Source organism: Paenibacillus sp. J22P277 (genome assembly GCF_059383675.1).
The window spans coordinates 26,892-52,554 of record NZ_JBXENS010000009.1; the positions used below are offsets into that span (position 1 = coordinate 26,892).

The following is a 25,663-nucleotide window of genomic DNA, read 5'->3' on the forward strand; positions in this document are numbered from 1 at the left end:
TAGATTATATTACATAATATCGTATTCACCCATTCCGGCACAGTGAAGGAGAGATTGCGATGCTGAAAATCCGCCGCTATTCCACCGCGGACCACGATGACCTCTGGAGACTGCATCTGCTCGTGATTGCCGCCGCGGGCGTCGAGCCGACGCATCAGCATTACCACGATATTTTCCATATCGAGGAGCAATATTTATCGGGCGGCGGCGAGTTTCTCGTCGGCACGGCGCAGAACGGCATGGTCGTCGCCATGGGCGGCCTCAAGAAGCTCGACTTCGATACCGCCGAGATCAAACGGCTGCGCGTCCATCCCGATTTCCAGCAGCGCGGCCACGGCCAGCAGCTTCTCTCGAAGCTGGAGGAACGGGCAGGCGAGCTCGGCTTTCGCCACATCTACCTGGATGCGCTGACCAACCAGCTCGGCGCCAAGAAGCTGTTCATGAACAACGGCTACGCCCACAAAGGCGCCTCCGTCATCGACGGCTTCTGGGTCAACGTCTACGAGAAGTCGCTGACCGGAAGCGAGTAGCGGCTGCATGAAGCCTATGGGCGCCGCCCCTATACGATCGTGTAATCCAGCCATTCCTGCGGAAGCAGCCGCTTGTACGGGGTCTGCAGGTAGCGGTCGTCGATCAACAGCAGGACGCCCCGGTCCCGCTCCGAGCGAATGAGACGTCCGCCAGCCTGCAGCACCTTGTTCATGCCGGGAAACAGGAACGCGTAATCGAAGCCGTTTCGCCCCGTCCCGTCGAAATACGCCTTCATGATATCCCGCTCGAACCCGACCTGCGGCAGCCCGACGCCGACCACGGCGACGCCCGTCAGCCGGTCCCCGACCAGATCGATCCCCTCGGCGAATATGCCGCCCATCACCGCGAATCCGATCACCCGCTGCCCGGAGCCGCTTTGGAAGGCGGCCAGAAACCCTTCCCGTTCCTCCTCCGTCATGCGCGCGGCCTGAAGGATGATCTTCGTCCCTTCCCCGTCCCCGGCTTCCGGCCGCAGCGCCATGAACCGTTCGTAAGCATCCTCCATGTATGCGTAAGAAGGGAAAAACAGTAAATAGTTGCCCGCTCGCTCCGCCGTGATCCGGCCGAGCAACGCCACGATCGGCTCCTTCGTCCGTTCCCGGTCCTGATACCGCGTCGACATCGGGCTGATGAACACGTCCAGCTGCTCCCGCGAAAACGGCGACGGAATGACGACGGAATAGTCCGCCTCGCCGCTGCTCCCCAGCATGTCCATGTAGTAGGGCAAAGGCGTCAGCGTCGCCGAGAAAAACACCGTCGAGCGGTAGCCCTTGCCCATCGTCCGCAGCAGATGCGACGGATCCAGGCAGAACAGCTTGATCCGCGCCTCGCTTCGCGCGCATTCGACGTACGTTACGTACCGTTCGTCGTACAGCTTCGACGCGCGGACGAAATTCTGGCTGGCGAAGTACAGCTCCAGCAACTCCGGACCGCCCGGAACGGGACTTGCGCCGACGCCGACAGCCGACTGACCCGCTTCCGCGCTTGGGCCGACCGGGAAGCCGTCGGCATGACCAGCGCCCCCGCCAGCTCGAACCGGGGCATCGCCGCGATCGGCGGCGCCGGGAGCTCCGATCCGGATATGACTCGCATCGTCCGCTCCGCGGACGGAGATGCCTTCGGAGCGCGAGCCGCCGACACCGGTCCCCCCTGCGCGACCGCCGCCGCCCTCAAGCCCGTCGACACTGGCGGCATCGCCGGCCTCCAAGCGGCTCATGCTCTCCTCAGGCTCCAGTAAATCGCCTTGACTCATCGTCTCGAATACGCGCCCGGACGCACCGAAGTCCAAGGCGCCGCCAGTCCCGGAGCCGCCCGCTCCCGTCAGCACGCGCTCCGCCTCGGCGACGAATGCCTCCACCAGCGCCGCGAGCTCCGCCGGCTGCTCCGCGACCGCTTCCCTCTGCGCTTCTCCGATCCGCTTGCGCTGCGCGAGCAAATAATCGTTCACGGCCTTGGCCGAACGATGCACGCCGGCATGCACGCCCTTGCTCGCGCGCTGCACCTCCAGGAAGGCGCTCTTCTCCAGCTCGGCGGAATACATGTCCCTCGCCCGATCGACCAGGTTATGCGCCTCGTCGACGAGCACGGCCGTATGCCGCTTCTGCTCGTCGAACATGCGCTTCAGGTTGACGCGCGGATCGAAGACGTAATTGTAATCGCAGATGATCGCATCCGCTCCGTAAGCCGCGTCCAGCGAGAATTCGAAAGGGCATACCTGGTGCTTGCGCGCATAAGCCTCGATCACGCCCCGCGTGATCAGCGTCTCGTGCGCGCGCAAATCGAGCAGCGCCGCGTTGATCCGGTCGTAATACCCGTCGGCGAACGGACAATGCTCCTTGCTGCACCGGACCTCCTCCCGGAAGCAGATCTTCTCCTTGGCCGTCAGCGTAACGACCTGCAGGCGCAGCCCCTTGGCCTGCAACAGCGCATAGGCGTCCTCCGCGGCCGCGCGGGCAATCGTCTTTGCCGTCAGATACAAGACGCGCTGCAGCAATCCTTCCCCGATCGCCTTGACCGCGGGGAAGATCGTCGAGATCGTCTTGCCGATGCCCGTCGGCGCCTTCGCGAACAGCTTGTGGCCGTCCGCGATGCTCTGGTACACCGCGCCCGCCAGCTTGCGCTGCCCCTCGCGGTAAGCGTCGAACGGAAACGGCAGCTCCTTGATGCTGCGGTCTCTCGCCTCGGCATGGCGCACCTGCTGCAGCGCGCTGGCGTAATAGGCGCGGAGCATCTCGTCCACGAACCGCTCCAGCGCCTCCCGCGTCCAGTCCTGCCGGAAGCGGCGCTCTTCCTCGCTCTGCACCTGCACGTACGTCAGCTGCACGGTGACGGCATCGAGCCCCCGATCCGCCGCGATCATGTACGCGTAGCATTTGGCTTGCGCCCAATGGACAGGGTACGTCTCCGCCATCCCTTCCGGCAGCCGGCCGGAGGTGGACTTGATCTCGTCGACGACGACTTCGCCTTCCCCGTCGCCCGCGAGCAGCCCGTCGCAGCGGCCGTCCACGACAAAGAGGAGATCGTCCATGACGATCTCCGCGCTGACGTATACTTCCCGTTCGTCCTGCTCGCCGTACTGCTTCTGCACGCGCTGATGCGCCTTCGTGCCTTCGGTCAGCGCCGTGACCGCGCGGAAGCCGGATTCAATATCGCCGCTCCGGTGCGCGTATTCCACCAGCGCGCGCACCGAGAGCTGGATTCTAGCATTCATCGCGCGCTTCCACCTCCCGCCGGAACATTCGTTCCTCTATTGTACCAGCAATCGCGGCCGGGATGAAGTGCCGCCGTGTCTCGCCGCATGGCCGCAAGGCGCTTGGCGCCCAACCATTCCGACGGAGGCCGAGATTTACGTGTACAGCCATACTTTAAGCAGGGAAAGCAGCTTCTCGATGTCGATCGGCTTGCTGATGTAATCGGAGGCGCCGGCATCCAGACAGCGCTGGCGGTCTTCCTTCATCGCTTTAGCCGTAAGCGCGATAATCGGCAGCTTCTCGAAGCGCGGCATGGCGCGAATCGCCTTCATCGCCTCGTAGCCGTCCATGTCGGGCATCATGATATCCATCAGGATCAGATCGAAATCCGGCTCCCGCTCCAACAGCTCCAGCGCCTCGCGGCCGCTCTCGGCGAAGGAAATCCGCATGTTGTACGATTCCAGAACATTGGACAAAGCGAAAATATTCCGGATGTCGTCCTCCACCAACAGCAGCTTCTTGCCTTCGAAAGCCGTCTCGTTGTCGTACAGCCGCTCCAGGATTTGCCGGCGGTCCTCCGGCATGTTCGCTTTGACCCGGTGCAGGAACAGCGCCGTCTCGTCGAACAGCCGCTCCTGCGACCGGACGTTCTTGATGATGATGCTCTCCGCGTACTTCTTGAGCTCCAGCTCCTCGCGCATGTCCAGCTCTTTGCCGGTATAGATGATGATCGGCAGCTGCTTCAGATGCTCCGACTTGCGGATGGTGTCGAGCAGCTCGAAGCCCGAGATGTCGGACAAGCCCAGATCCAGCACCATGCAGTCGAAGTGCTCCCGTCCCAGCTCCGCGAGCGCCTCCGCGCCGGTCGCGACGGCGGTAATCAACACGTCGTCATGCCCGATCAACTCCACCATGCTGTTCCGCAGCACCACGTCGTCTTCGACGATGAGCAACCGTTTCAGATCGCGGTCCATGAACGATTCCACCCGCGAAAGCGCCTGTTCAATATGCGTCTTGTTCACCGGCTTCTTCAGGAACGCCAGCGCGCCCATCGTCAGCCCCTTCTGCGGCTCGTCGACCACGGTGATCACATGAACCGGAATATGCCGCAGCTCGGGATGTTGCTTCAGCCGCTCCAGAATGGACCAGCCGTCGATGACCGGCACCTGGATATCGAGCAGGATGGCATCCGGCTTGTACGCGTTGGCGAGCGCGAGGCCCTTGTCGCCTTCCAGCGCGACCAATGCCTTGAAATGGCGCGCGCGGGCCATCTCGAGCAGGATCTTCGCGAACCGGACATCATCCTCGATGATTAAGAGCACGCGGTCCCCCGTTCGAATCGCATCGCGGTCGTCCTCCAGCGAGGAAGGCGTCAGCAAGTCGGGACTTGTCCATTCGATGCTCGGCGCGAGGAGCTCCTCTTTCTTGGCGGCTTCCCGCTTGACCGCCGCCTCGCCCGTCTCGGATGCGGCTCCGGTTTCCGCCAGCTCCGCACGAACGCCGGACTCCGATTCTCCGAATCGTTCGGGCAGGTACAGCGTGAATTCGCTGCCCGCCCCTTCCTCGCTTTCGATCGCGATATGCCCGCCGATCAGCGCGGACAATTCGCGGCTGATCGTCAGCCCGAGTCCCGTCCCGCCGTATTTGCGGCTCGTCGAGCCGTCGGCCTGCTGGAACGCCTCGAAAATAATCTCTTTCTTCCCGGCGGGAATGCCGATCCCGCTGTCGATCACGGAGAAGGCGATCGCGCCGTTCCGTTCGTCCGAAACGTCAAGTCCGCCCGGCCGAATCGCAATATCCGGTACGGCGGTTCCTCGGATGCCTCCCGTGCCGCCCGCGGCTGACGCCGGCCTATCGTCCGCTTCCGGCCGGTGCATTCGCAGCGTTACATGGCCCTGATGCGTGAATTTGAACGCATTGGACAGCAGGTTCTTGAGAATTTGCTGCAGGCGGTGTCCGTCCGTGAAGACCGACGCCGGCATATCGCGCTCGATGTCAACATGGAAGGCGATGCCTTTCTTGGCGGCCAGCGGTTCGTAGGCGCGCCGCATGCTTTCCCGGATATCGCCCAGGAAGACCTGTTCCATCTCGATCTTCATCTGTCCGGCTTCCACCTTGGACAGATCAAGGATCTCGTCGATCAGGCGAAGCAGGTCGGTGCCGGAGGAATGGATCGTATGCGCGAATTCCACCTGCTTCGGCAGCAGATTGCCCGGCTTGTTGTCCGCCAGCATCTGGGACAAGATCAGCAGGCTGTTGAGCGGGGTCCGAAGCTCGTGCGACATGTTGGCCAGAAACTCCGATTTGTACCGGGACGCCGTCGCCAGCTCGTTCGCCTGCTTGGCCAGCGTCGAGTTCTGCTCCTCGATCTGGGAATTAAAAGCCTCTGCACGGCGCATCTGCGCCTCCAGGCGCCGCGAACGCCTCGCCAGCTCCGTATTGCTTTCCTCGAGCTCTTCCTGCTGGCGCTGCATCCGCTCCTCCGAGCGTATCAGCGCGTCGTTCGACGCGCGCAGCTCCTCCTGCTGCGCGAACATTTCCTCGGACTGCGTCTGCAGCTCCTCCGACTGCTGCTGCAGCTCTTCCGTCTGCGCCTGCAGTTCCTCGGTGAGCAGCTGCGACTCCAGCAGCAGCCGCGCCACTTCCATCTGCGCCTTGACGTTGTTCAACGCCGTGCCGACGTTGTCCCTGCTCCGTTCGATCAGCTGCACGTGCAGCGGCGAGAACGGCTGCAGCGAAGCGAGCTCCACCACGCCCTCGACCCGTCCCTCGAATTCGATCGGAAAGACGAGAATGCTCGCCGGCTCGGAGTCGCCGAGCCCCGTCGTAATCCGCACGTGACGTTCCGGCAGCCCGTCCAGCATAAATACCCGCTTCTCGAGCGCGCTTTGGCCGACGATGCCTTCGCCCATGGCAAACTGTTCGGCGCCGAGCCGCGAGCCGTCCGCGGCGTACGACGCACCCCGGACCAGCTTGTCGCCCTCGCGGACGTAGAAGACGCCGTAGCTGGCGCCCAGCAGCAGCGCCGTCCGCGCCATGAACGCCTGGGCCAGCTCGCTCACGTGCGAGGCGCCTTGGCTGGCGACGGCAATCTCGGCGATGCCGGATTGCAGCCAGTTCGCTTTCTCCTGCGTCTCCAGCAGCCCGTTCGTCGCCTCGCACAGATCCCGTACTTCGTCGCGCGTCCTGACCTCGATCCGGTTAAGCTCCTGCCTGCTGTCGGAGGCCGCGATATCGTTGATCGCCTTGATGACCTGCTTGATGCTCCGCACGATCGTGCCGGAGATCACGAGCGACACGGCGACGGCCAGCACGGTCACGATCAACAGCACGATGTACAAACCGATTTTGAAGCTGCGGTTCTTCTCGTCCAGGTCGTCGATCCGTTGCTGCGTCAGCCCCTTCTCGACGTTCAGGAAATCGCCCAGTTGAAAACGCAGCGCGTCGATGATCTTCTTGCCCTCGTCCAGCTTGAAAAATTGCGCGACCTGTGCCGTGTCGCCTTCCTTCTTCGCCGCGATGACGGGGTCGCCGGCGACCTCGATCCATTTCTCCACGTTCGCCTTGATATCCCGCAAATTCGCCTGCTGGCCCGGGTTATCGGCAACCAACTGGTACAGCTGGCTGTAGATCTCCATCCACTCCGCGCGGGACGTCGTGTATGGATCGAGATAGGAATCGTCTCCCGTAATGACATAACCGCGCTGACCCGTCTCCATATCCAGCACGCGGCTGTCGATCTGATTCGCCAGATCATGCACCGCCATGTCGTGGCTGTTGATGAAATCGATCTCCCTGTCCATCGAGTTCATTCGTCCGTCCAGAATCGCAATCGATATCCCCACGCTGATCAGCACGACGAGATAGCCGAGAATGATTTTGGATCTAACCGTAAATCTGATCTTGTTCCACATTACCGTCGCCCTCCAACGTCTTCAGCGCAACTAGCATGGCTATTGTTTAATATGCTATCAATTCTAGCACAATCGATTCTAGCGGAATACAAGCCAAAAGAAGGCTTGCTCCCTCTCTCGCGCTTGCCCGCCCCGTCTCAGATCGCGGCCTTCGTCGCCTCGGCCGGGCGCAGCAAAAAAAGACGTAGATTCGCTCAGCGTCTTCATCCTTGTTCAACCATATGTGACGATCATGCTTCAATAGGAAGCTGACCCGTAAACGAATCAGCGAACTACCGGAAGGCTCCGCGTCGTTCGCAAAAAAGCAACGGTTCATTCATCGTACAATGAACCGTCGCTACCCGTTGCTGCAAATGGCGCTAATCGACCAACTCTTCTACTTTCTCTGCCAAAAATAGCCGATAGACGCGCACCACGATGATTTTGACGACCATGTACGCCGGAATCGCCAAAATGATGCCGAGGAAGCCGGCGACCTCGCCCGCCACCAAGAGCAGCACGATCGTCGTCAGCGGGTGAATGTCGAGCCGTCTGCCGTAGATGCTCGGCGACAGGACGTTTCCTTCGATCTGCTGCGCGATCAGCGTCACCACGACGACCCAGAACACCATCGTCGGCGACACGGTGAAGGCGACGATGATCGTCGGGATCGCGCCCAAGAACTGCCCGATATACGGAATGATGTTGAGGAAGAACGCCGCGATCGCCAGCAGCAGCGAATACGGCAGCCCGATGATCAGAAATCCGACGTACAGCATGATCGCGAGCAGGCACGTAATGATGACGCGTCCGACGATGAAGCCGCTGAGCGCCGAGTCGATATCGGCCAGCACGTCCTTCCCGTCCTTCCGGTACCGCCGCGGAATGACATGCAGGATCGAAGTCGGGATATGGTCGCTTTCCTTCAGCATATAGTAAAGGATGATCGGCACGGTCGCGATGATGATGAAGAAATTCGTCACGATCGAAACGATGTTCGACACGTAATTGGAAGCCGCCGTAATCGCGTCGTTCAAGTACTCCGACAGCTTCGCGCTGACGTCCGTATCCTTGTCGACGAACGAGGAGAGCATGCGGTTGTCCTGCAAACGGTTCAACTGCCTCTGGAAGCTCTCGATCAGATCCGGCGCGCCTTTCACGAAATTCTCTACCTGCGTCTGCAGCGTCGGCCATACGACCGCGACGAACAAACCCAGAATCGCGGCGACCAGCACGTAGATAAGCAAAATCGAGAACACTTTGTTCAACCGCCGCCGCACCATCGCGTTCACGATCGGGCGCAGCAAATAATAACAGAAGCCCGCCAGCATGAACGGCACGATCAGGATGTTGAAGATCGTCAGCAGCGGGTGAAAGATAAAACTGATCTTCGCCGTCAAATATACGATGAGCAGCAGGGCGATAATCCCCAGGCATACCCGGAAAAACCCTTTCTGAACCGACATGGCCAAACCTCCCGGCATCTATCCCCACGGACTGCAATGCATTACCCCTTTATTAAACGCGTAGGCAATTGGTTGAATCAGGGAATGGCCATCCGTCGAATATTTTTTGTGGAGGTTCATTCTATGCGGTTTCGGAACGGATCATGTCCGGGCAAAACAAAAAGCCCTGCGCAAGCGCAGGGCTTTTCGAAAGAAAACGGTAAAACTACAGTTTTACAACGTTTTCTGCTTGTGGTCCACGGTTGCCTTGAACAACGTTGAACTCAACGCGTTGGCCTTCGTCAAGCGTTTTGAAACCGTCGCCTACGATTGCGGAGAAATGTACGAATACATCGTTGCCGCCTTCAACTTCGATGAAACCGAAGCCTTTTTCTGCGTTAAACCATTTAACTGTTCCTGTTTGCATGGGGAATTACCTCCAAAATTAAATTAACATGTACTTTTTATTCGTGTTTGCGAAATAAAAAAATCACACATTGAAAAAGGTACCATTCACAAAATGACAACCCTTTTCAATATGTGAATTCAGGTTCTTTTATGACTAAGGCCATAGTATCATATCTAATTTTGAATTGCAATGAGCTTACAAGACTTTACATAAATTTGATGTTTCTTCCGTTATTCGCACGGAAGCCAACGACCGCTTGCTTCTGCTATTATACACGACCGTTGGCATTTATATACACCATTCGCCAAAATTTGAATCACGAGCCGATGTAACGATCGTACAGCGACTGCGCGCGCGCCAGGTCCTCCGTGCCCTGCACGAGCACGCGCCCGTCGGGGAAGATCACGAGCCGCTCGCCTTCGGGCAGCTCCGCCCGCAGCAGGTACGGATTCGAGGTCAGCGCGCAGGAACGCGCCAGCTTCTCCTTCAATGCATCCAGATCAAGCCCCCGGCGTCCGCCGATCTGCACCGTCTCCCGGCCGCACAGCGTGACGGGCAGCGCGGCGTCCGCCGCGTTCAGGGACGGATACTGCTTGAGCCCGCACGTGGGGCAGGTCGGGCTGGGCGGCGGCAGCTTCATGTCGAGCGTGCCGTTCCGCCAGACGTCGATGGACAGCAGGCCTTGCCGCCGCGCGGAATCGGCGCCGACGAGGATCTTCAGCGCCTCCACCGCCTGCAGGGAGGCGACGATGTCGACGATCGGCGAGATCACGCCCGCCGTGTCGCACGTGTCCCCCGCGCTGTCGCCGCTGCCGAGCAGGCAGCGCAGGCAGGAGGTCTCGCCGGGAACGAACACCGCGCTCATCCCGTTCGAGCTGACGGCTCCGCCGTAGATGAACGGAATGCCGTGCTTGAAGCAGACGTCGTTCAGCAGCAGGCGCGTGCCGAAGTTGTCCGTGCCGTCGAGGACGAGATCAGCACCGGCCAGAAGCTCCTCGGCATTGGCGGCCGTTAGATGCGAGACGATCGGCTCGACGGCGATGCCGCCGTTGATCCGCTTCAGTCTCCGCTCCGCGGCGATGACTTTGGGCCGAACCTCCAGCACGTCGTCCTCGTCGTACAGCATTTGCCGCTGCAGATTGCTCCGCTCGACGTAATCCCGGTCGATGATCCGCAGCCGCCCTACGCCAGCCCGGGCCAAATGATTGGCGATGACGGTGCCGAGCGCGCCCATGCCCACGATCGCGACCTGCGCGGCTTCGATCCGGCGCTGCCCGCTCTCGCCGATCGGCGCGAACAGCATTTGCCGCGAATAGCGTTCCCGCCGCTCCCGATCCGCCTGTTCCTGGCTTTCCCGCAGCTCCGCAGCGGATGTATCCATGCTCATCTTTTCCGCAGCTCCTCTCCCTCGCCTGACCGGGCGTTCCGGCCAGACCGAATGGTCGTCTTCCGTAAGTATAAGGGAGAAACGCGCTTGAAGTCGACCGGACGGGGTTACGCCTATGATTACCGTTACGCTCACGCGGCACGCGCTGCCGCTTCATGCTATAAGTTCAACGCCGCCAGGTCCGCGTCGATGCGCCGCATCAGCGCTTTTTTCTCCGTGTCCCCCAGGAACGCCGCTCCCGCTCCGTTGCGGATCAGAACGGCCAGCTCCCTGTCGGTGAAGCCGAATTTCTCGGCGACGATGCGGTATTCCCGCGTGATATCCGTCCCGGAGACGCTCGGATTGTCCGTGTTCAACGTAATCGACAGCCCTTGCTCGAAGTACTCCCGGATCGGATAGTCGTCCCAGCCGGATACCGCCTTGGTCTGGATGTTGCTGACCGGGCACATTTCGAGCGGAATGCGCTGCTCCTGCACCATCCGCAAAATGTCCGGATTCTCCCGCAGGCGGACGCCGTGCCCGATGCGCGACGCGCCGAGATGCTTGACCGCCTCGTAGACGTTGGCCGCTCCGCCCGCTTCGCCCGCATGGATGGTGACCGGCAACCCGCGCTTATGCGCGAGCGCGAAGACGTCGCGGAACAGCTCCGGCGGATACGAGGACTCGTCGCCCGCCAGGTCGACCGCCGCCAAGCCGCGCCCGGCGTATCGGGCCGCCGCTTCGATCACGGCCAAATTATCCGCGCGGTCGTGGTTGCGCATGCAGATCGCGATCGCCCGGCCTTGAATATCGAACTGCCGCTCCGCGCGCTTCAATCCCTCGATGACATGATGGATGGCTTCTTCCGCATGCAGCCCCTTAAGCCGGTGCAGCTGAGGCGCGAATCGCACCTCGATATAGCGGCAATTGTGCGCGGCCGCCTGCTCCAGCGTCTCGAACGCCACGCGCTCCAGCGCCGCGCCGGACTGCAGGAAACGGGTCGTAAACGCGAATTTGCTCAAATATTCAGGCAGGCTGCGGCAATCGTCGTCCACCTGCATGTAGGGAATGAGCTCCGCCTCGGTCGAGACCGGCAGCCCGATGCCTTCGGCCTCGGCGATCGCGAGAGCCGTATCCGGCCGCAGGCTTCCGTCGAGATGGACATGAAGGTCGACTTTGGGCAGCAAATGCCATGGATTCATTGGCGGCTCACTCCTTTATTCGCGAAGATTACCTCTTGTATTCGCCCGCGGGACGGCGGAAACCTGCCGGGAATCTTTCCCGGCCCCAGCCGTTAGTGTAGCCGCGGACGGCTTTTTCAACTCACGCTGGCCGTTTCTAGCAATCCTTGGAGGAATTTGTCGATTTATGCCGAAATACTACCAGGAGCCGATCATTTCCAGAACCTTCCGTCGTTTGTGAAAGGAGCCCGCACATGCACGATTGGCCCAAGAAGTCCCATGCACGCTTCACGCATCCCCGCAAAATCCGATTGATTTTGCTCGTTGTCACGCTCGTCGTCGGCGTCTGTTTCTGGTGGATTACGGACGCTTATAACCATATGCTGCACAAGGAGGACCGGCAAGAGACCTCCGCCATGCTGAATACGCATGCCGCTTCGCTCAAGCTTACCTTGGAACGGCGCCTGCTGCTCGCGGACGGCCTCAAGGCGTACGTCGACGCCACGCTCGCGGAAGGGCGGACCTTGGATCAAGCCTGCTTCGACACCTTTGCCGGCAGCTTCATCGGCTCGACGACCGGCGTGCGGTATTTAGCCGTGTATCCGGACGGCATCGCGAAGTTCATCTACCCGCTCGGGTCGAACGAATCGGTTCTCGGCATGAACCTGTTCGCGAGCGCGGATCCCGCCATCCGCCGAAACGCGGAGCAGACCAAGGATAGGGGCGGCCAGTCCATACTCGGCCCCATGACATTGAAAAACGGCGGTCTCGGCATGATTTCCCGCCAGGCCGTCTTCGACGAGGGCCGGTTCTGGGGCTTCGTCTCCGTCGTGCTGGATATTCCGCCGATGCTGGACGACGCCGGGCTTGCGGGCGACGGCGGCATCGACATGGCCGTCCGAGCAGGCGGCCGACAGGTGTTCGGGCGGAGCGATCTGTTCGCCGATTCGTCCGTACATGCGGCGATCGGCGTGGCCGGCAGCCGCTGGGAGCTCGCCGCGCGGCCGGGCAAGGCCAAGCTGAACGCCATCGATGCGCGCGTGCGATTAACCGCGCTGAGCGGTTTGCTCGTGCTCGTTTTGCTGAATTATTTGCTGTATGTGCTGCTGACCAAGCGCCAAAACCTGCAGAGGATGGTCAAGGACCGTACCGTCCACCTCACCGAGGCCAATCAACGGCTGGAAGCCACCCACGGAGCGCTGATCGCGACGGAGGACGAGCTCCGCCAACAGAATACGCTGCTCGAGCACAGCGAACGGAAGCTGCGGCAGGTCGCTTACCGCGATGCGGTGACGGGGCTGTACAACCGGACGTACTTTCAGGAGCGGCTCGAGGAGACGATCGCGCTGGCCCGCAGCCGCGGCCAATCGTTCGCGTTGCTGTTCCTCGATCTGGATCAATTCAAGCTGATCAACGACACGCTCGGCCATGCATGCGGCGATTTGCTGCTGCAGGAGGTCGGCAGCCGGCTGGCGGGCTTGCTGCACGAGGACGAGCTGTTCTCGCGCATCGGCGGCGATGAATTCACGATCATTGTGCCGGCGATCGCGGACGCCGCCCAGCTGCAGGAGGCCGCGCAGCAGGTCGTCGACCTGTTCCAGCAGCCTTTCGTCCTGAACGAAATCGACTACTTCGTCACGGCCAGCATCGGCGTCACGCTCTTCCCCGACCATGGGGAAGACGCCGCCCAGCTGATGAAATACGCGGATGCCGCGATGTACCGGGCCAAAGAAGAAGGCAAGAACAATTACCGCCTCTACGACGACTCGCTGATCGCGAACGCCGACGAGAAGATCTACATCAAGAATAGCCTGCGGCGCGCGCTCGACAACGGCGAATTCGAGGTCCACTACCAGCCCCAAATCGAGATCGAGAGCAAACGCATCGTCGGCTTGGAGGCGCTCATTCGCTGGAACCATCCCAAGCGCGGCAGCATCCCGCCATCGCTGTTCATCCCGATCGCCGAGGAAAGCGGGCTTATGGAGCCGATCGGCGAATGGGTGCTCCGCAGCGTATGCCACCAGAACAAAGCGTGGCAGGACGCCGGGCTGCCGCCCGTGCGGACCGCGGTCAACCTGTCCGCGCGCCAGTTCAGCCGGCGCAACCGGCTCTCCGACCAGATCAAGGGGATTCTCGCCGAGAGCGGACTCGATCCCGTCTATCTGGAGCTGGAGATCACGGAGAACACCGCGATGCGCGACGACAACTCCCTGACGCTGCAGGAGCTGCGCAATTTGGCGATCACGATCTCCATCGACGACTTCGGCACCCATTATTCGTCGCTCAACTACTTGAAGCGGCTGCCTGTCGACAAAATCAAAATCGACCGCTCGTTCGTGAACGGCATCCGCAAGGAACCGAAGGACGAGGCGATCATTCTCGCCATGCTGCTGATGGCAAGCCATCTGAACCTGACCATCGTCGCGGAAGGCGTCGAGACGCAGGAGCAGCTCGATTTCCTGCAGGACAACCGCTGCAACGACATTCAAGGCTACCTGTACTATCCGCCCCAACCGGCAGCCGCGATGGCGCGCATTCTCCGCGAGCATGGGCCGGACGCGGCGTAAGGACGGGAGCCCGGGCGAAGCGACTGGCCTCCTCCCGGGACGGCGGAATTACTTGGAGTCATATAATAGAAGAAGCTTCGGCAAGAACAAGAAACCGCCCTTTCGTGGGGCGGTTTTTTTCATGCGTTGCGGCAGGTTCAGGCGAGCTGCGTCTGCGGACTCTCCGTCAGCAGCTGGATGAGGTATTTCATCGACGGCGTCATATATTTGCGCTTGCGATAGATCAGCTGCGTGTAGAAGGAGAGCCCCTCCATGCAGAGCGGCACCGTGCAGAGCATATCCTTCTCCAGCTCGGACAGGATCGCGATCCTCGGGATAAGGGCGATGCCGAGGCCGTAGTATACGCACTGCTTGATCGCCTCCATGCTGCCGAGCTCGAAGGCGAGCCGGTACGGAATCCGCCGCGCCCGCAGCTCCCGCTCGAACGCGCCGCGATAGGTGCAGTCCTGCTCCGTCATGATAAAGGACTCCCCGCTCAGCTGCCCCCACTCCACGACGTCGAGTCCCGCGAACGGATGGTCCTTGTTCGCCGCGATGACCATTTCCTCCTGACGAATGATGATGCTGTCCAGCTCCGGATCCGACAGCGGTTCGTCGAGTATGATGCCCATGTCCGCCTCCCCGTCCCGGATCGTCTGCTTCACCTGTTCCTCCTGGGCCGGTTCGAGCATGACCTGGATATGGGGAAACACCTGCCGAAACCGGTGCAGATACTTGGGCAGGAAAAAGGCCGCCATCGTTTCGATCGTCGACAAGCACAGCGTCCCGCCTTCCTGATTCCCGATGACGGCCTTGGATTCCTGGAAGAGGTCGGCGATCTGATTCGCGTAGAGCAGCATCTGCTCGCCGGATTGGGTCAGCCGCATCCTGCGCCCGAACCGTTCGAACAAGACGACGCCGTATTCTTGTTCCAGCTTCTGGATTTGCGTCGTAACGCTCGACTGCGCATAGCCGAGCCGTTCTGCCGCTTTCGTGAAGTTCTGCCACTTGGCCACCTCGCGAAACGTGAGGAAATGCTGAATGTCTATGCCCGTCACACCCTTTTGCATCGAAAAAACCGATTGTAGTTATCGAATATTATAGATAACTGAGAAGTCGAAGTACATGATAAACTTTCACTCAAGCAGCGAAAGGGAATGAGTACCAGAACTGCAATAAAAGAGGCAACGGAGTGATCCACGATGTTAAATCATTACGAGCAGCAAAAGCTGGCGGAATTCAAGGAAGAGGAGCTTCGCAAACGCGCGGTCGAACAATGGATGTTCGAAAAGGAAATCCCAACGGCCGCCAAGCCGAAAGGCCTTCTCAAGCGGATACGGACCGCGCTGGCGGCGTTCTTCGCATGAGGGCGGGCCGACGCGCAAGCCGTAGAACCAGCCGACGATTCCACACAGACCGCTAACGCCGCTTTCCTGTACAAGACGTACACGGGAGGCGGCGTTTTCTGCATAAATAATGGGATTCCATGCAACTTTTCGGAGAAGGCAAGCGTTTGAAAGGGCATACCCGGTGCAGCAAGCTCGGAGCCTTAACCACAACCTATGGAAACGGAAGGTGCCTTATGCAAACTAAACGTCGCCTCGTCATCAAATCTTTCGCCGCGCTCGGCCTTGCCGCAGCCGTCGCCATCGCCTCGCTGCCGGCCGGCGGATCGCCGGCGCATGCGGAGACATCCGTCTTGACCAGCTCGACGCCGATCTACGGCGCGGTATCCGCGCCTGCGGCGAAGCCGCTGTGGCAGGTGAAGCTTGCGCAATTCGAACAGGACGGCAGACCCTTCACGTCGGCGATCGCCGAGGAAGGCCGCGTGTTCGCGCTCGCGACCGGCGGGCAGCTCGCCGCCTACGACGGCGCAGGCGGGCGGAAGCTGTGGACATACGGCGCCGCCCTCAAACCGCTGCTCGTCTACGGGCAAGGCGTCCTCTACGGCCAGACGAAGGACGGCGCGATCTATGCGGTCGGCACGAACGGCAGCAAGAAATGGACGGCGCCCATCCGCGCGGACAAGGCGGAAAGCATCGCGCCCATCGGCGATACGGTCTACGTGACGCAGAATCTGACGCTCTTCGCGCTGGACCGGGCGACCGGCAAGCTGCTCTGGAAAACGACCGAGACCGCTCCCCAATACGAAGGCGGCTTGAACGGCGTGACGGAGACGGACGGCGTCGTGCTGCGCGGCTACGTGGTGCAAGGCGCGCTGTCGTCGACGCAGATCAATGCCTACGACAAGAAGACCGGCAAGCAGCTGTGGACCTCGTTCCACCAGCTCGCGCCTCTCGCCGTCAGGGACGGGCTGGTCTACTCCGTCATCGATGAATTCATGGTCGGCGACAATGATCCCGCCAACAAACGGCTGCGCATCGCCGTGTTGAGCTTGAAAACCGGCGCCAAGAAGGGCGAGCGCGTGTACGCTTGGACGAACACGCCCGATACGCCCGGCCACTACCAGTTCGGCGGCGCGAGCGGCTCCGCGTTCCTGGACGGCAACGACCTCTATATCTATCAGGATCAAGCCGTCGCCAAATACGACTTCGCCGCCTACAGCGCGAACGGCAAACCCGCGCAGCGCTGGGCTGCCCCGAACGCGAGGGATTACCAGCCGCTCTATACGGTCCACGGCGGACGGCTGCTCTATCAGAACATCCACGACAACGGCATCGGGGTGCTCAAGACGGCGAATGGCCAATTCGCGGAATTCCCGAACGGCGTCCAACCGGTGCAGACCGACCTGTACGGCAACGGCCTCTACGTCGCCCGCGCCGACAGTACGATGGACGCCTACGATTTCGCGTCGTTCAAGCCGGCATTCAGCGTCAAGCTCGGTTCTCGCGCGTTCGAATCCACGCTGAAATCAGGCGGGATGATCTATATCCGCTCCGGCGGGACGCTGTACGGCGTGAAGCTGCCGGCAAGCTTGAAGTAATCCGGTCGGTTGCCGCGGCTTCGCCAAAAAACCGCTACGCTCATGCCAAAGAAGACCCTCCGCGTTCCGCCTGCCGGCGGCCGTGGAGGGTCTTCTCGTCTGTCGGCGCGAATCGGGCTGCTCTTCAGCCATTCGCGATAAAGCAACGCCGTTCAGGAGCAGCTTGCCCTGCAGCGCTTCACTTAACGGCGTGCGTCCGTTCGAGCGGCGGCTGCGTCGACGCCCGCACGACCAGCTCCGGCAGCAGCACGACCCGCTGGCGGGCCGGCTCTTCCCCGCTCATCTGCTTGTGCAGCAGATCCACCGCCTGGCGTCCCAGCTCGCGGATCGGCTGGCCGACCGTCGTGAGCGCGGGATCGATGATGCCGCACAGGAACGTATTGTCGAAGCCGACGACGGACAGCTCGGCCGGCACCGGAATTCCGCGGGAACGGGCGGCCTGGATCGTGCCGATGGCCAGCAGGTCGTTGCAGGCGAACACCGCCGTCGGGCGGTCCGGCGCGTCCAGGATGCCGCCGGCGATTTCCATCCCCGAGGCGACCGTGAAGTCGCTGACCGCGACCCGCTTGGCGTCGAACGCGCAGTCATGCTCCTCGAGCGCCGCCCGGTAGCCCTTCAGCCGTTGGCGGGAGCTTTCGAGGTCCATGCTCTCGACGATGATCGCGATCTCCCGGTGGCCGAGCTCCAGCAGATGCGACGTCGCCAGGAAGCCGCCCATGAAATCGTCGACGAGCACGGTGTTCACCGGCGTACGCGGCACTTCGCGGGCAATGACGGTGATCGGCAGCTGCCGGTCCGTGACCAGGCCGAGCGACTCCGGGTGGGCAAGCCCGGTCGCGAGCAGGATGCCGTCGACCCCTTTCTGCTGGAGAAAGGTCAAGTATTCGCGTTCCTTGTCCACGTGATTGTCGGTGTTGCAGATGACGATATTGTAACTCAGCTCATGCGCCCGATCCTCGATATTGCGCGCGAGCTCGGCGAAATAAGGGTTCGATATGTCCGGAAGCAGCAGGCCGATCATGAACGTCTTCTTGCTCGAAAGCGCCGTCGCCACGAGATTGGGCGCATAGCCCATCTCGACCATGATGGCGGAGATGCGTTCTCTCGTTTTCTCGCTGATTTTGCCGGTCCGATTGATGACCTTGGACACTGTGGCGATGGATACGCCCGCCTCCCGGGCAACGTCGTAAATCGTCGGCTTCATGCTCATGTCTCCCGCTTTTTTATGCCCATCGTATCATAACCCGGATACGGTCTGCTACGACTAGTAACGGGCCACGATCATTTTCTTGCGCGTGTAGAACTCGACGCCGTCCTTGCCGTTCGCGTGCAGATCGCCGTAGAACGACTTCTTGAAGCCGGAGAACGGGAAGAACGCCATCGGCGCCGGAACGCCGACGTTGATGCCGAGCATGCCCGCGTCGATCGTCTCGCGGAACTGGCGCACGGCTTGGCCGCTGCCCGTGAACAGGCAGGCGCCGTTCGCGAATTCGGACGCGTTCGCCCAGGCGATCGCCTCCTCCAGCGTATCGACGCGCACGATCTGCAGCACCGGCGCGAAGATTTCGTCCTGCCAAATCGCCATGTCCTTCGTCACGCCGTCGAAGATCGTCGGCCCGACGAAATAGCCCGCGCCCTGCGCCGCGGCGGCTTCCCGGCCGTCCAGCACGAGGTTCGCGCCCTGCTCGATGCCTTTCTGGATATAACCGAGCGTCCGGTCCTTATGCGCGCCGCGAATGACCGGGCCGAGGAAGACGCCTTCGTCCAGGCCGTTGCCGATGCTCAGGCTCTCGGCGCGTTCCTTCAGCTTGGCGACGAGCGCGTCGCCCGCGCCGCCGACGGCGACCACGACGGAGCACGCCATGCAGCGTTCCCCGGCGGAGCCGAACGCGGCGTTCGTGATTTCCTTGACCGTCAGGTCCAGATCCGCGTCCGGCAGGACGATGGAATGGTTCTTCGCGCCGCCGAGCGCCTGCACGCGCTTGCCGTGGGCGGCGGCGGTTTTGTACACGTATTCCGCGACGGGCTGGGAGCCGACGAAGGAGATCGCTTTGACGTCGCCATGCTCCAGCAGGCCGTTCACGACGTCATGCGCGCCGTGGACGACGTTGAAGACGCCGTCCGGCAGGCCGGCTTCCGTGAACAGCTCCGCCAGGCGGTTCGCCGTGAGCGGCGTGCGCTCGGACGGCTTCAGCACGAACGTGTTGCCGCAGGCGATCGCGAGCGGGAACATCCAGGACGGCACCATCATCGGGAAGTTGAACGGCGCGATGCCGCCGATGACGCCGATCGGATAGCGGTACATCGCGGATTCGATGCCCGTCGCGATGTCCGGCAGCACGCTGCCCATCATGAGCGTCGGCGCGCCCGCCGCGAATTCCACGCATTCGATGCCGCGCTGCACTTCGCCGTACGCTTCGCCGTAGCTCTTGCCGTTCTCCAGCGTGACCAGCTTCGCTAGCTCTTCCCAATGCTCCACGAGCAGCTGCTGGTATTTGAACAGGATGCGCGCCCGGCGCGGCACCGGCGTCTGGCTCCAGGCCGGATAGGCCGCCTGCGCCGCTTGCACCGCCGCTTCGAGATCGCCGCGGGTGGACAGCGGCACCTTCACGAGCGTCTCGCCCGTCGCCGGGTTCGGCACGTCCTCCGTGCGTTCGGATCGGGACGGGACGAAGCGCCCGCCGATGAAGTTGGATACCGTTTGAATGTCAGCCATTAGTCTTCACTCCTAGTTTCGGGATGTCGTTCATGCATGATGGATGAGGTCAGGCTTCCAAAGCGCCGACCGACCGCAGGACGTCCTCGACCTGCGCCCGCGTCGGCATGGCGTCCGAGCAGCTGTGGCTCGATACGACGATATGCGCGGCCGCCGCGCCGTAATCCTGGCAGCGGGGCACGTCCCAGCCTTGCAGCAGGCCGTACAGGAACGCGCCGGCGAAGGAATCGCCCGCGCCGAACGTTTTGACGACGTTCGCGGGGAACGTGCGTCCCGGATACGCGGAGCCGTCCGCGGTATACGCGACCGAGCCGTCGCCGCCGCGTTTCACGACGACCAGCTGCGCCTTGCAGCCGAGCCAGCGGGCGGCGACGGCCGCTTCGTCGAACGGCGCGTCCGTCTGCGGCTCGAGCAGCGAGAACTCCTCGATGCCGCCGAAAATCACGTCCGCCTGCTCCGCCGCGAGCGCGCAGTACACCTGGATCTCGTCGCGGTTCGCCCAAGTATACGGACGGTAATCGATATCGTAGATGATCTTCGTGCCATGCTTGCGGGCATAGCCGATGGCGGCGAACACCGCTTCGCGGGAAGGGCTGGCGGCCAGCGCCGTGCCCGACACGACGAGCGCCTTGGCGGAGGCGATCAGCGATTCGCTGACCTCGCCCGGCTCGAGCTTCAGGTCCGCGACGTTGTCGCGGTACATCAGGATGCTGCAATCCGTCGGCGACTTGATCTCCGTGAACGCAAGCCCGGTCACCGCGCCCGTCGTATCGTCCACGACCGATGTCGCGTCGATGCCCGTTTCTTCCAGATAGCGCCGAATGAAGCGGCCGAAGCCGTCATTCGCGATTTTCCCGATAAAGCCCGTCTTCGCGCCCAACCTGGCCAGCGCGACCGTGATGTTCGCGGGCGAACCGCCCAAGTAGCGGGTAAACGTAACCGTCTCCTCGAGCGGACGATGGATCTCGTTGGCGTTTAAATCGATGCATAACCGTCCGATGCTGACGAAATCCAGCGCGCGATCGGCCGGGAAGCTCACTCCGTTGCCCATGGTTTACGCCTCCTCCTTCGGTTTCGGGAACAGCCATTCATGCGCCGGATCGTTGTGGAACTTCCACGTGCGGACCGGACCGGCCATGACGTTCAGGTAGTAGCTGTCGTACCCCGGCGCCGCGGATACGGGATGGTAGCCGCGCGGCACCAAGACCGCTTCCCCGTCGCGCACCGTCAGCGTCTCGTCGAGCGACAGATCGTCCGTATAGACGCGCTGCACGGCGAAGCCTTTGCCGGGATTGACCCGGTGATAGTAGGTTTCCTCGAGGTACGACTCCTCCGGCAGGTTGTTCTCGTCATGCTTGTGCGGCGGGTAGCTGGACCAGTTGCCGGCCGGCGTGAACACTTCCACGACCAAGAGGCTGTCCGCGGCTTCGCCTTCCGGCAAAATGTTCTGCACCCGTCGCGTCATGCTGCCGTAGCCGCGAGGCTCGACGCCGACTTGTTCCGGCGCGATCAGCCGGGCTGGATGCCCGCCGCCGAGTCCCGGGGCCGAGCATACCGCCAGCTCCACGTCCGTCAGCGCCGTGATGCGATAGCTTTGCCGTTCGGGCACGTACACCGAATACGGCGGGGTGCCTTCGAAGACGTTCATGCGGCCGCCGATGCGGCTCCAGCTGGAGCCGCCCGCTTCCGCGTCGGCCAGTCCGCTCAACAGTACGAGGCATGCCTCCATGCCTTCCGTCTGCCGCTCCAATGTTTGTCCCGGCTTCAACCGGTAGACCTCGAAGCCGACATACTGCCAGCCCGCGGATGCCGGCGTGATGCGCAGCACGTTGCCTTCGCCGTCGGGAAGCGACGGCCGTACGATCAAGTCGCTCATGCGGGCACGCCTCCTTCGCCGAACAGGGCCAGCAAATGCGCTTTGCCCTTCGTCGCGTAGCCGACGGGTTCGGCCACGGACGGATCCTGCTCCGCTTCGAGAATCATCCAGCCTTCGTAGCCGTTCTCGTCCAGCTGTCCGAGCACCGCGGCAAAGTCGACGCAGCCGTCGCCCGGCACCGTGAACACGCCTTGCTTGACGCGCGTGAGGAAGTCCCAGTTCTCGCGGCGCGCCTGCTCGAGCACGTCCATGCGGACGTCCTTCAGATGCACGTAGGCGATGCGATCCTTGTACTGCTTCGCATAGACCGCCGGATCGCCGCCGCCGTACACGGCATGCCCCGTATCGAGCAGCAGGTTCACGAGCGCCGGATCCGTCATCGCCATCAGGCGTTCGATCTCCTGCGGGGCCTCCACGACCGTGCCCGCGTGGTAATGGTAAACGAGCTTCATGCCGAGCTCGCGCGCGATCTCGCCGGCGGCGTTCAAGCCCTCGGCCAGATGGCCCCATTGCTCGTCGTTCAGGATGACGCGTTCCCGGAAGGCGGGATCCGCATGCGGCGCGCCCCAAACTTCGCAGGTCACGATATGGCTCGCGCCCGCTTCCTTCAGAAACTCCGCGTGGCTGCGGTATGCCGCGAGCTCTTCCTCGCGGAAAGCCGGGTCCGAGAACCGGACGCCGCGCCACCAGGAACCCAGCTGCAGGCCGTGCGAGCCCAGCGCCTCGCGGACGCCGGATGCCGTTTGCGGAAATTTGCGGCACATCTCCGTGCCTTCGAATCCGAGCGACGTGAAGTCGCGCATCAAATCCTCGAATGTGTAATGGTCGCCAAGCTCGTGCATGTCCTCGTTCACCCAATTGATGGCGGAAATGCCGAGCCGTACCCGTTCTGCGATCGGACGCATGTATCCCTCTCCCTTGTCGTATGCGGAATGTAGGCGCCGCGGCGGTTATGGCTCGCGGCGCGGCGTATGGACGGTTAGCTTCGCGCGGCTCCCCGAGCGAGACGCTTGGGCGGCGCGTGATTGCGATTGCTGCCGACCGCGATGGACGGCAGGCTTACTTGGAAATCTTGGCGTTTCCAGCTACGCGGCGCACAGCCCCAAGCCGCAGCGAACCTTAGATCGGCCGCGCGGTTTCGCGGATCTGCGCGTTGGCCTTGGCCGCTTCGACGACCTTCGGACTGACGGACACCGTCGCGCCGTCGACGCGCCACCAGGATTCGTAGCCGTCCGTGTTCGTGCCCGGCAGCACCGCGATGTGCACGAGCGACGAGCGCTCCTCCGCCGCGGCTTTCCCGAGCGCTTCGCGGAGCGACTCCGCGTCCGTCGCGGAGAAGGACGCGCAGCCGAGGCTCGCGGCCAGTCCGCGGAAATCGATCGGCAGCGAATCGCCGGCGAGGACGCCGTCCTGCTTATAGCGGAATTCGTTGCCGAAGCCGTCGCTGCCATGGCCGCGCTGCAGGTTGTGAATGCATTGGAAGCCGTGGTTGTCGAACAGCAGCACGGTGATCTTGCGGCGCTCCTGCAGGCTCGTCACGAGCTCGGAATGCAGCATCAGGAAGCTGCCGTCGCCGACCAGCGCGTAGACTTCGCCTTCCTTGCGGGCCAGCTTCGCGCCGAACGCGCCGGACACCTCGTAGCCCATGCAGGAGAAGCCGTATTCCATATGGTAGGTTTGCGGCTTGCCGGGACGCCACAGGCGATGCAGGTCGCCGGGCAGGCTGCCCGCCGCGCACACGACGACGTCGTCCTCGCCGATGAAATCGTTGATGACGCCGAGCACGCGGGTCTGCGTCAACCCGTCCTCGCGCTCCAGCGCGTACAGCGCATCCACTTCCGCGTTCCACTCCGCTTTGCGCGCGGCGAGTCCCGTGCTGTCGTGGTCGGCGCGGTAGCCTTGCTGCGCGAGCGCCCCCGTCAAGCTTTCGAGCGCGAGCTTTGCGTCGGCGATCAGCGGCGCGCCTTCGAGCTTATGGGCGTCGAGCGCCGCGACGTTGATGCAGAGCAGCTCCGCATCCGGGTTCGCGAACGCCGTCTTGGACGCGGTCGTGAAATCCGACAGCCGCGTGCCGACCGCGATGACGAGATCGGCTTCGGCTGCGGTGCGGTTCGCCGCGAGCGTGCCGGTGACGCCGACGGCGCCCAGGTTCAGCGGGTGGTTCCACGGCAGGGCGCTCTTGCCCGCCTGCGTCTCCGTCACCGGGATGCCGAATTGCTCCGCGAACTTGCGCAGCGTATCCGTCGCGAGGGAGTAATGAACGCCGCCGCCCGCCACGATGACCGGACGCTTCTTGCCCGCGATCAGCTTCGCGGCCCGCGCCAGCGCCGAGGCTGCCGGCGGACGGCGGTCGATGCCGTGCACCCGCTTGCGGAAGAAGGCTTCCGGGTAGTCGTACGCTTCGGCCTGCACGTCCTGCGGCAGCGCGATCGTGACCGCGCCCGTGTCGGCGGGGTCCGTCAGCACGCGCATCGCCTGCGCCATGGCGCTCATCAGCTGCTCGGGACGGGTAATCCGGTCCCAATACCGGCTGACCGGCTTGAAGGCGTCGTTGGCCGAGATCGTGTAATCCATCGGATGCTCGAGCTGCTGCAGCACGGGATCCGGCTGGCGGTCGGCGAAGATATCGCCCGGCAGCAGCAGCAGCGGAATCCGGTTGACCGTCGCCGTCGCGGCGGCCGTGATCATATTGAGCGCGCCGGGTCCGATGGACGAGGTGCAGGCGTAGATCGCGAGCCGGGAGCTCTGCTTGGCATAAGCCGCGGCGGCATGCGCCATGCCCTGCTCGCTCTTGCCTTGAATGAAGTCGAGCGAGCCTCGGCCGCGCTCCAGCGCTTCGCCGATGCCCGTCACGTTGCCGTGGCCGAAGATGCCCATGACCCCCGTGACGAATTTCCGTTCTTCGCCGTCGATCTCCACGTACTGGGCGTCCAGGTAGCGCAGCAGCGCTTGCGCCATCGTTAAACGAATCGTGCTCATTGGGCAGAAGCCTCCTTCAGGGATTCGGTCACTTCCGAGATCGTCACGGGACGGCCTTCCAGCAGGGAAATGCGCGCGGCGTGCGCCGCCAGCTCCGCCTGCAGCCCGTCGCGTCCTTGAACGGGCACTTCGCGTTCGCCGCGGACCGCGGCGATGAAATCTTCGATCTCCTGCACGTAAGAGGCGCTGTAGCGCTCCAGGAAGAAATATTTCGGTTTCTCGCTGTGAATGCCCGTGCCGTCGGAGACCCGGACGTTGTTCGGGTATTCGTTGTCCGCCGTCAGGCTGCCGCCGGCGCCGAACACTTCCACGCGCTGGTCGTAGCCGTAGCAGGCCTTGCGGCTGTTGTCGATGCTGCCGAAAGCGCCGTTCGCGAACTTCAACGAAATCATCGCGGTGTCGATGTCGCCCATCTCGCCGATCGCCGGATCGATGAGCACGCCTCCCATCGCGTATACTTCCGTGATCTCGCTGCCGCTCAGGTAGCGGGCCATGTCGAAATCGTGAATCGCCATGTCGAGGAACAGGCCGCCGGACGTCTTCACGTAATCCGGGGTCGGCGGATTCGGGTCGCGGGACGTGATCTTGACGGAGTGGACGGCGCCGATGCGTCCTTCTTCGATAAAGTCCTTCACTTTGCGGAAGTTCGGGTCGAAGCGGCGGTTAAAGCCGATCTGCAGCGGCACGCCCGCGCGCTCCGCCGCTTCGATGGCGGCGTACGTGCGCTCCAGCTCCAGCGATACGGGCTTCTCGCAGAAGATCGCCTTGCCGGCCTGCGCCGCTTCGGTGATAATGTCCACGTGCGTGCCCGTCGGCGAACAGATCAGCACCGCGTCGATCGACGCGTCCTGCAGCAGCTCGCGGTAATCCCCGCTTACTTTGGGAATGCCGATGGAGGCCGCCCATTCTCTTGCCGGCTCCGGGAACAAATCCGAGATCGCCGCGATCCGGACGCCGTTCATCCGGACCAGATTTTCCGCGTGCAGGCGGCCGATGCGCCCTGCGCCGATAATGCCGATTTCAATCGGTTTCATGTTGTTTACCGCACCTCTCATAAGTAGTGTCGCGAGTCGTACTCGCGTTAGGC

18 protein-coding genes are annotated in these 25,663 nt (G+C 62.5%); 4 read left to right on the top strand and 14 right to left on the bottom strand.

Features of this window, described 5'->3' with window-relative positions; genetic code table 11:
• The first annotated feature begins 59 nt into the window (after positions 1-59).
• Complete coding sequence (locus tag AC50YL_RS29675; RefSeq protein WP_494836787.1) at positions 60-530, top strand: GNAT family N-acetyltransferase; 471 nt, start codon at positions 60-62, stop codon at positions 528-530.
• A 29-nt stretch (positions 531-559) separates the two neighbouring features.
• On the opposite strand, the gene AC50YL_RS29680 is transcribed toward AC50YL_RS29675, so the two are convergent.
• From AC50YL_RS29680 to add, 6 genes are all read right to left on the bottom strand, one after another.
• Positions 560-3,241: a helicase C-terminal domain-containing protein gene (locus AC50YL_RS29680; RefSeq protein WP_494836788.1), complete on the bottom strand. Its 2,682-nt coding sequence runs from the start codon at positions 3,239-3,241 to the stop codon at positions 560-562.
• A 135-nt stretch (positions 3,242-3,376) separates the two neighbouring features.
• Positions 3,377-7,135 (bottom strand): response regulator, encoded by a 3,759-nt coding sequence (locus tag AC50YL_RS29685; protein ID WP_494836789.1) that lies wholly within the window; start codon positions 7,133-7,135, stop codon positions 3,377-3,379.
• 359 nt (positions 7,136-7,494) lie between these two features.
• Positions 7,495-8,580 carry an AI-2E family transporter gene (locus tag AC50YL_RS29690; protein WP_494836790.1) on the bottom strand — a complete coding sequence of 362 codons (1,086 nt, stop codon included), beginning with the start codon at positions 8,578-8,580 and terminating at the stop codon, positions 7,495-7,497.
• A 205-nt stretch (positions 8,581-8,785) separates the two neighbouring features.
• Positions 8,786-8,986, bottom strand: coding sequence for a cold-shock protein (locus tag AC50YL_RS29695; RefSeq protein WP_025692494.1), 201 nt, complete (start codon positions 8,984-8,986; stop codon positions 8,786-8,788).
• 298 nt (positions 8,987-9,284) lie between these two features.
• A complete protein-coding gene (locus tag AC50YL_RS29700) occupies positions 9,285-10,349 on the bottom strand; it encodes a ThiF family adenylyltransferase (RefSeq protein WP_494837140.1) in 1,065 nt (354 codons plus the stop codon).
• Between the two features lie 164 nt (positions 10,350-10,513).
• The gene (gene add / locus AC50YL_RS29705) at positions 10,514-11,536 is read right to left on the bottom strand and encodes an adenosine deaminase (RefSeq protein WP_494836791.1); all 1,023 of its coding nucleotides are present in this window, start codon (positions 11,534-11,536) and stop codon (positions 10,514-10,516) included.
• Between the two features lie 233 nt (positions 11,537-11,769).
• On the opposite strand from add, the gene AC50YL_RS29710 reads away from it, so the two are divergent.
• Positions 11,770-14,082, top strand: a complete 2,313-nt coding sequence (locus tag AC50YL_RS29710) for a putative bifunctional diguanylate cyclase/phosphodiesterase (RefSeq protein ID WP_494836792.1) — start codon at positions 11,770-11,772, stop codon at positions 14,080-14,082.
• Between the two features lie 137 nt (positions 14,083-14,219).
• Here AC50YL_RS29710 and AC50YL_RS29715 read toward each other — a convergent pair whose 3' ends face one another.
• Complete coding sequence (locus AC50YL_RS29715; RefSeq protein ID WP_494836793.1) at positions 14,220-15,119, bottom strand: LysR family transcriptional regulator; 900 nt, start codon at positions 15,117-15,119, stop codon at positions 14,220-14,222.
• Positions 15,120-15,263: 144 nt separating this feature from the next.
• On the opposite strand from AC50YL_RS29715, the gene AC50YL_RS29720 reads away from it, so the two are divergent.
• Together AC50YL_RS29720 and AC50YL_RS29725 are read left to right on the top strand one after the other, a co-directional pair.
• Positions 15,264-15,428: a hypothetical protein gene (locus AC50YL_RS29720; RefSeq protein WP_494836794.1), complete on the top strand. Its 165-nt coding sequence runs from the start codon at positions 15,264-15,266 to the stop codon at positions 15,426-15,428.
• Positions 15,429-15,643: 215 nt separating this feature from the next.
• Positions 15,644-17,005: an outer membrane protein assembly factor BamB family protein gene (locus AC50YL_RS29725; protein WP_494836795.1), complete on the top strand. Its 1,362-nt coding sequence runs from the start codon at positions 15,644-15,646 to the stop codon at positions 17,003-17,005.
• Between the two features lie 178 nt (positions 17,006-17,183).
• Here AC50YL_RS29725 and AC50YL_RS29730 read toward each other — a convergent pair whose 3' ends face one another.
• The 7 genes from AC50YL_RS29730 to iolG form a co-directional block, all read right to left on the bottom strand.
• Positions 17,184-18,209, bottom strand: coding sequence for a LacI family DNA-binding transcriptional regulator (locus AC50YL_RS29730; protein WP_494836796.1), 1,026 nt, complete (start codon positions 18,207-18,209; stop codon positions 17,184-17,186).
• 60 nt (positions 18,210-18,269) lie between these two features.
• Positions 18,270-19,721, bottom strand: coding sequence for a CoA-acylating methylmalonate-semialdehyde dehydrogenase (locus AC50YL_RS29735; RefSeq protein ID WP_494836797.1), 1,452 nt, complete (start codon positions 19,719-19,721; stop codon positions 18,270-18,272).
• Between the two features lie 49 nt (positions 19,722-19,770).
• Complete coding sequence (gene iolC, locus AC50YL_RS29740; RefSeq protein ID WP_494836799.1) at positions 19,771-20,772, bottom strand: 5-dehydro-2-deoxygluconokinase; 1,002 nt, start codon at positions 20,770-20,772, stop codon at positions 19,771-19,773.
• Between the two features lie 3 nt (positions 20,773-20,775).
• Complete coding sequence (iolB, locus tag AC50YL_RS29745) at positions 20,776-21,597, bottom strand: 5-deoxy-glucuronate isomerase (RefSeq protein WP_494836801.1); 822 nt, start codon at positions 21,595-21,597, stop codon at positions 20,776-20,778.
• Positions 21,594-22,502 carry a myo-inosose-2 dehydratase gene (gene iolE, locus AC50YL_RS29750; RefSeq protein ID WP_494836802.1) on the bottom strand — a complete coding sequence of 303 codons (909 nt, stop codon included), beginning with the start codon at positions 22,500-22,502 and terminating at the stop codon, positions 21,594-21,596. Before iolE ends, iolB begins: the two co-directional genes overlap by 4 nt.
• A 214-nt stretch (positions 22,503-22,716) precedes the next feature.
• Entirely contained in the window at positions 22,717-24,576 is a 1,860-nt protein-coding gene (gene iolD, locus AC50YL_RS29755; protein WP_494836803.1) for a 3D-(3,5/4)-trihydroxycyclohexane-1,2-dione acylhydrolase (decyclizing), read from the bottom strand.
• Positions 24,573-25,610, bottom strand: coding sequence for an inositol 2-dehydrogenase (gene iolG, locus AC50YL_RS29760; RefSeq protein WP_494836805.1), 1,038 nt, complete (start codon positions 25,608-25,610; stop codon positions 24,573-24,575). The genes iolD and iolG overlap by 4 nt, the downstream gene beginning before the upstream one ends.
• Between the last annotated feature and the right edge of the window lie 53 nt (positions 25,611-25,663).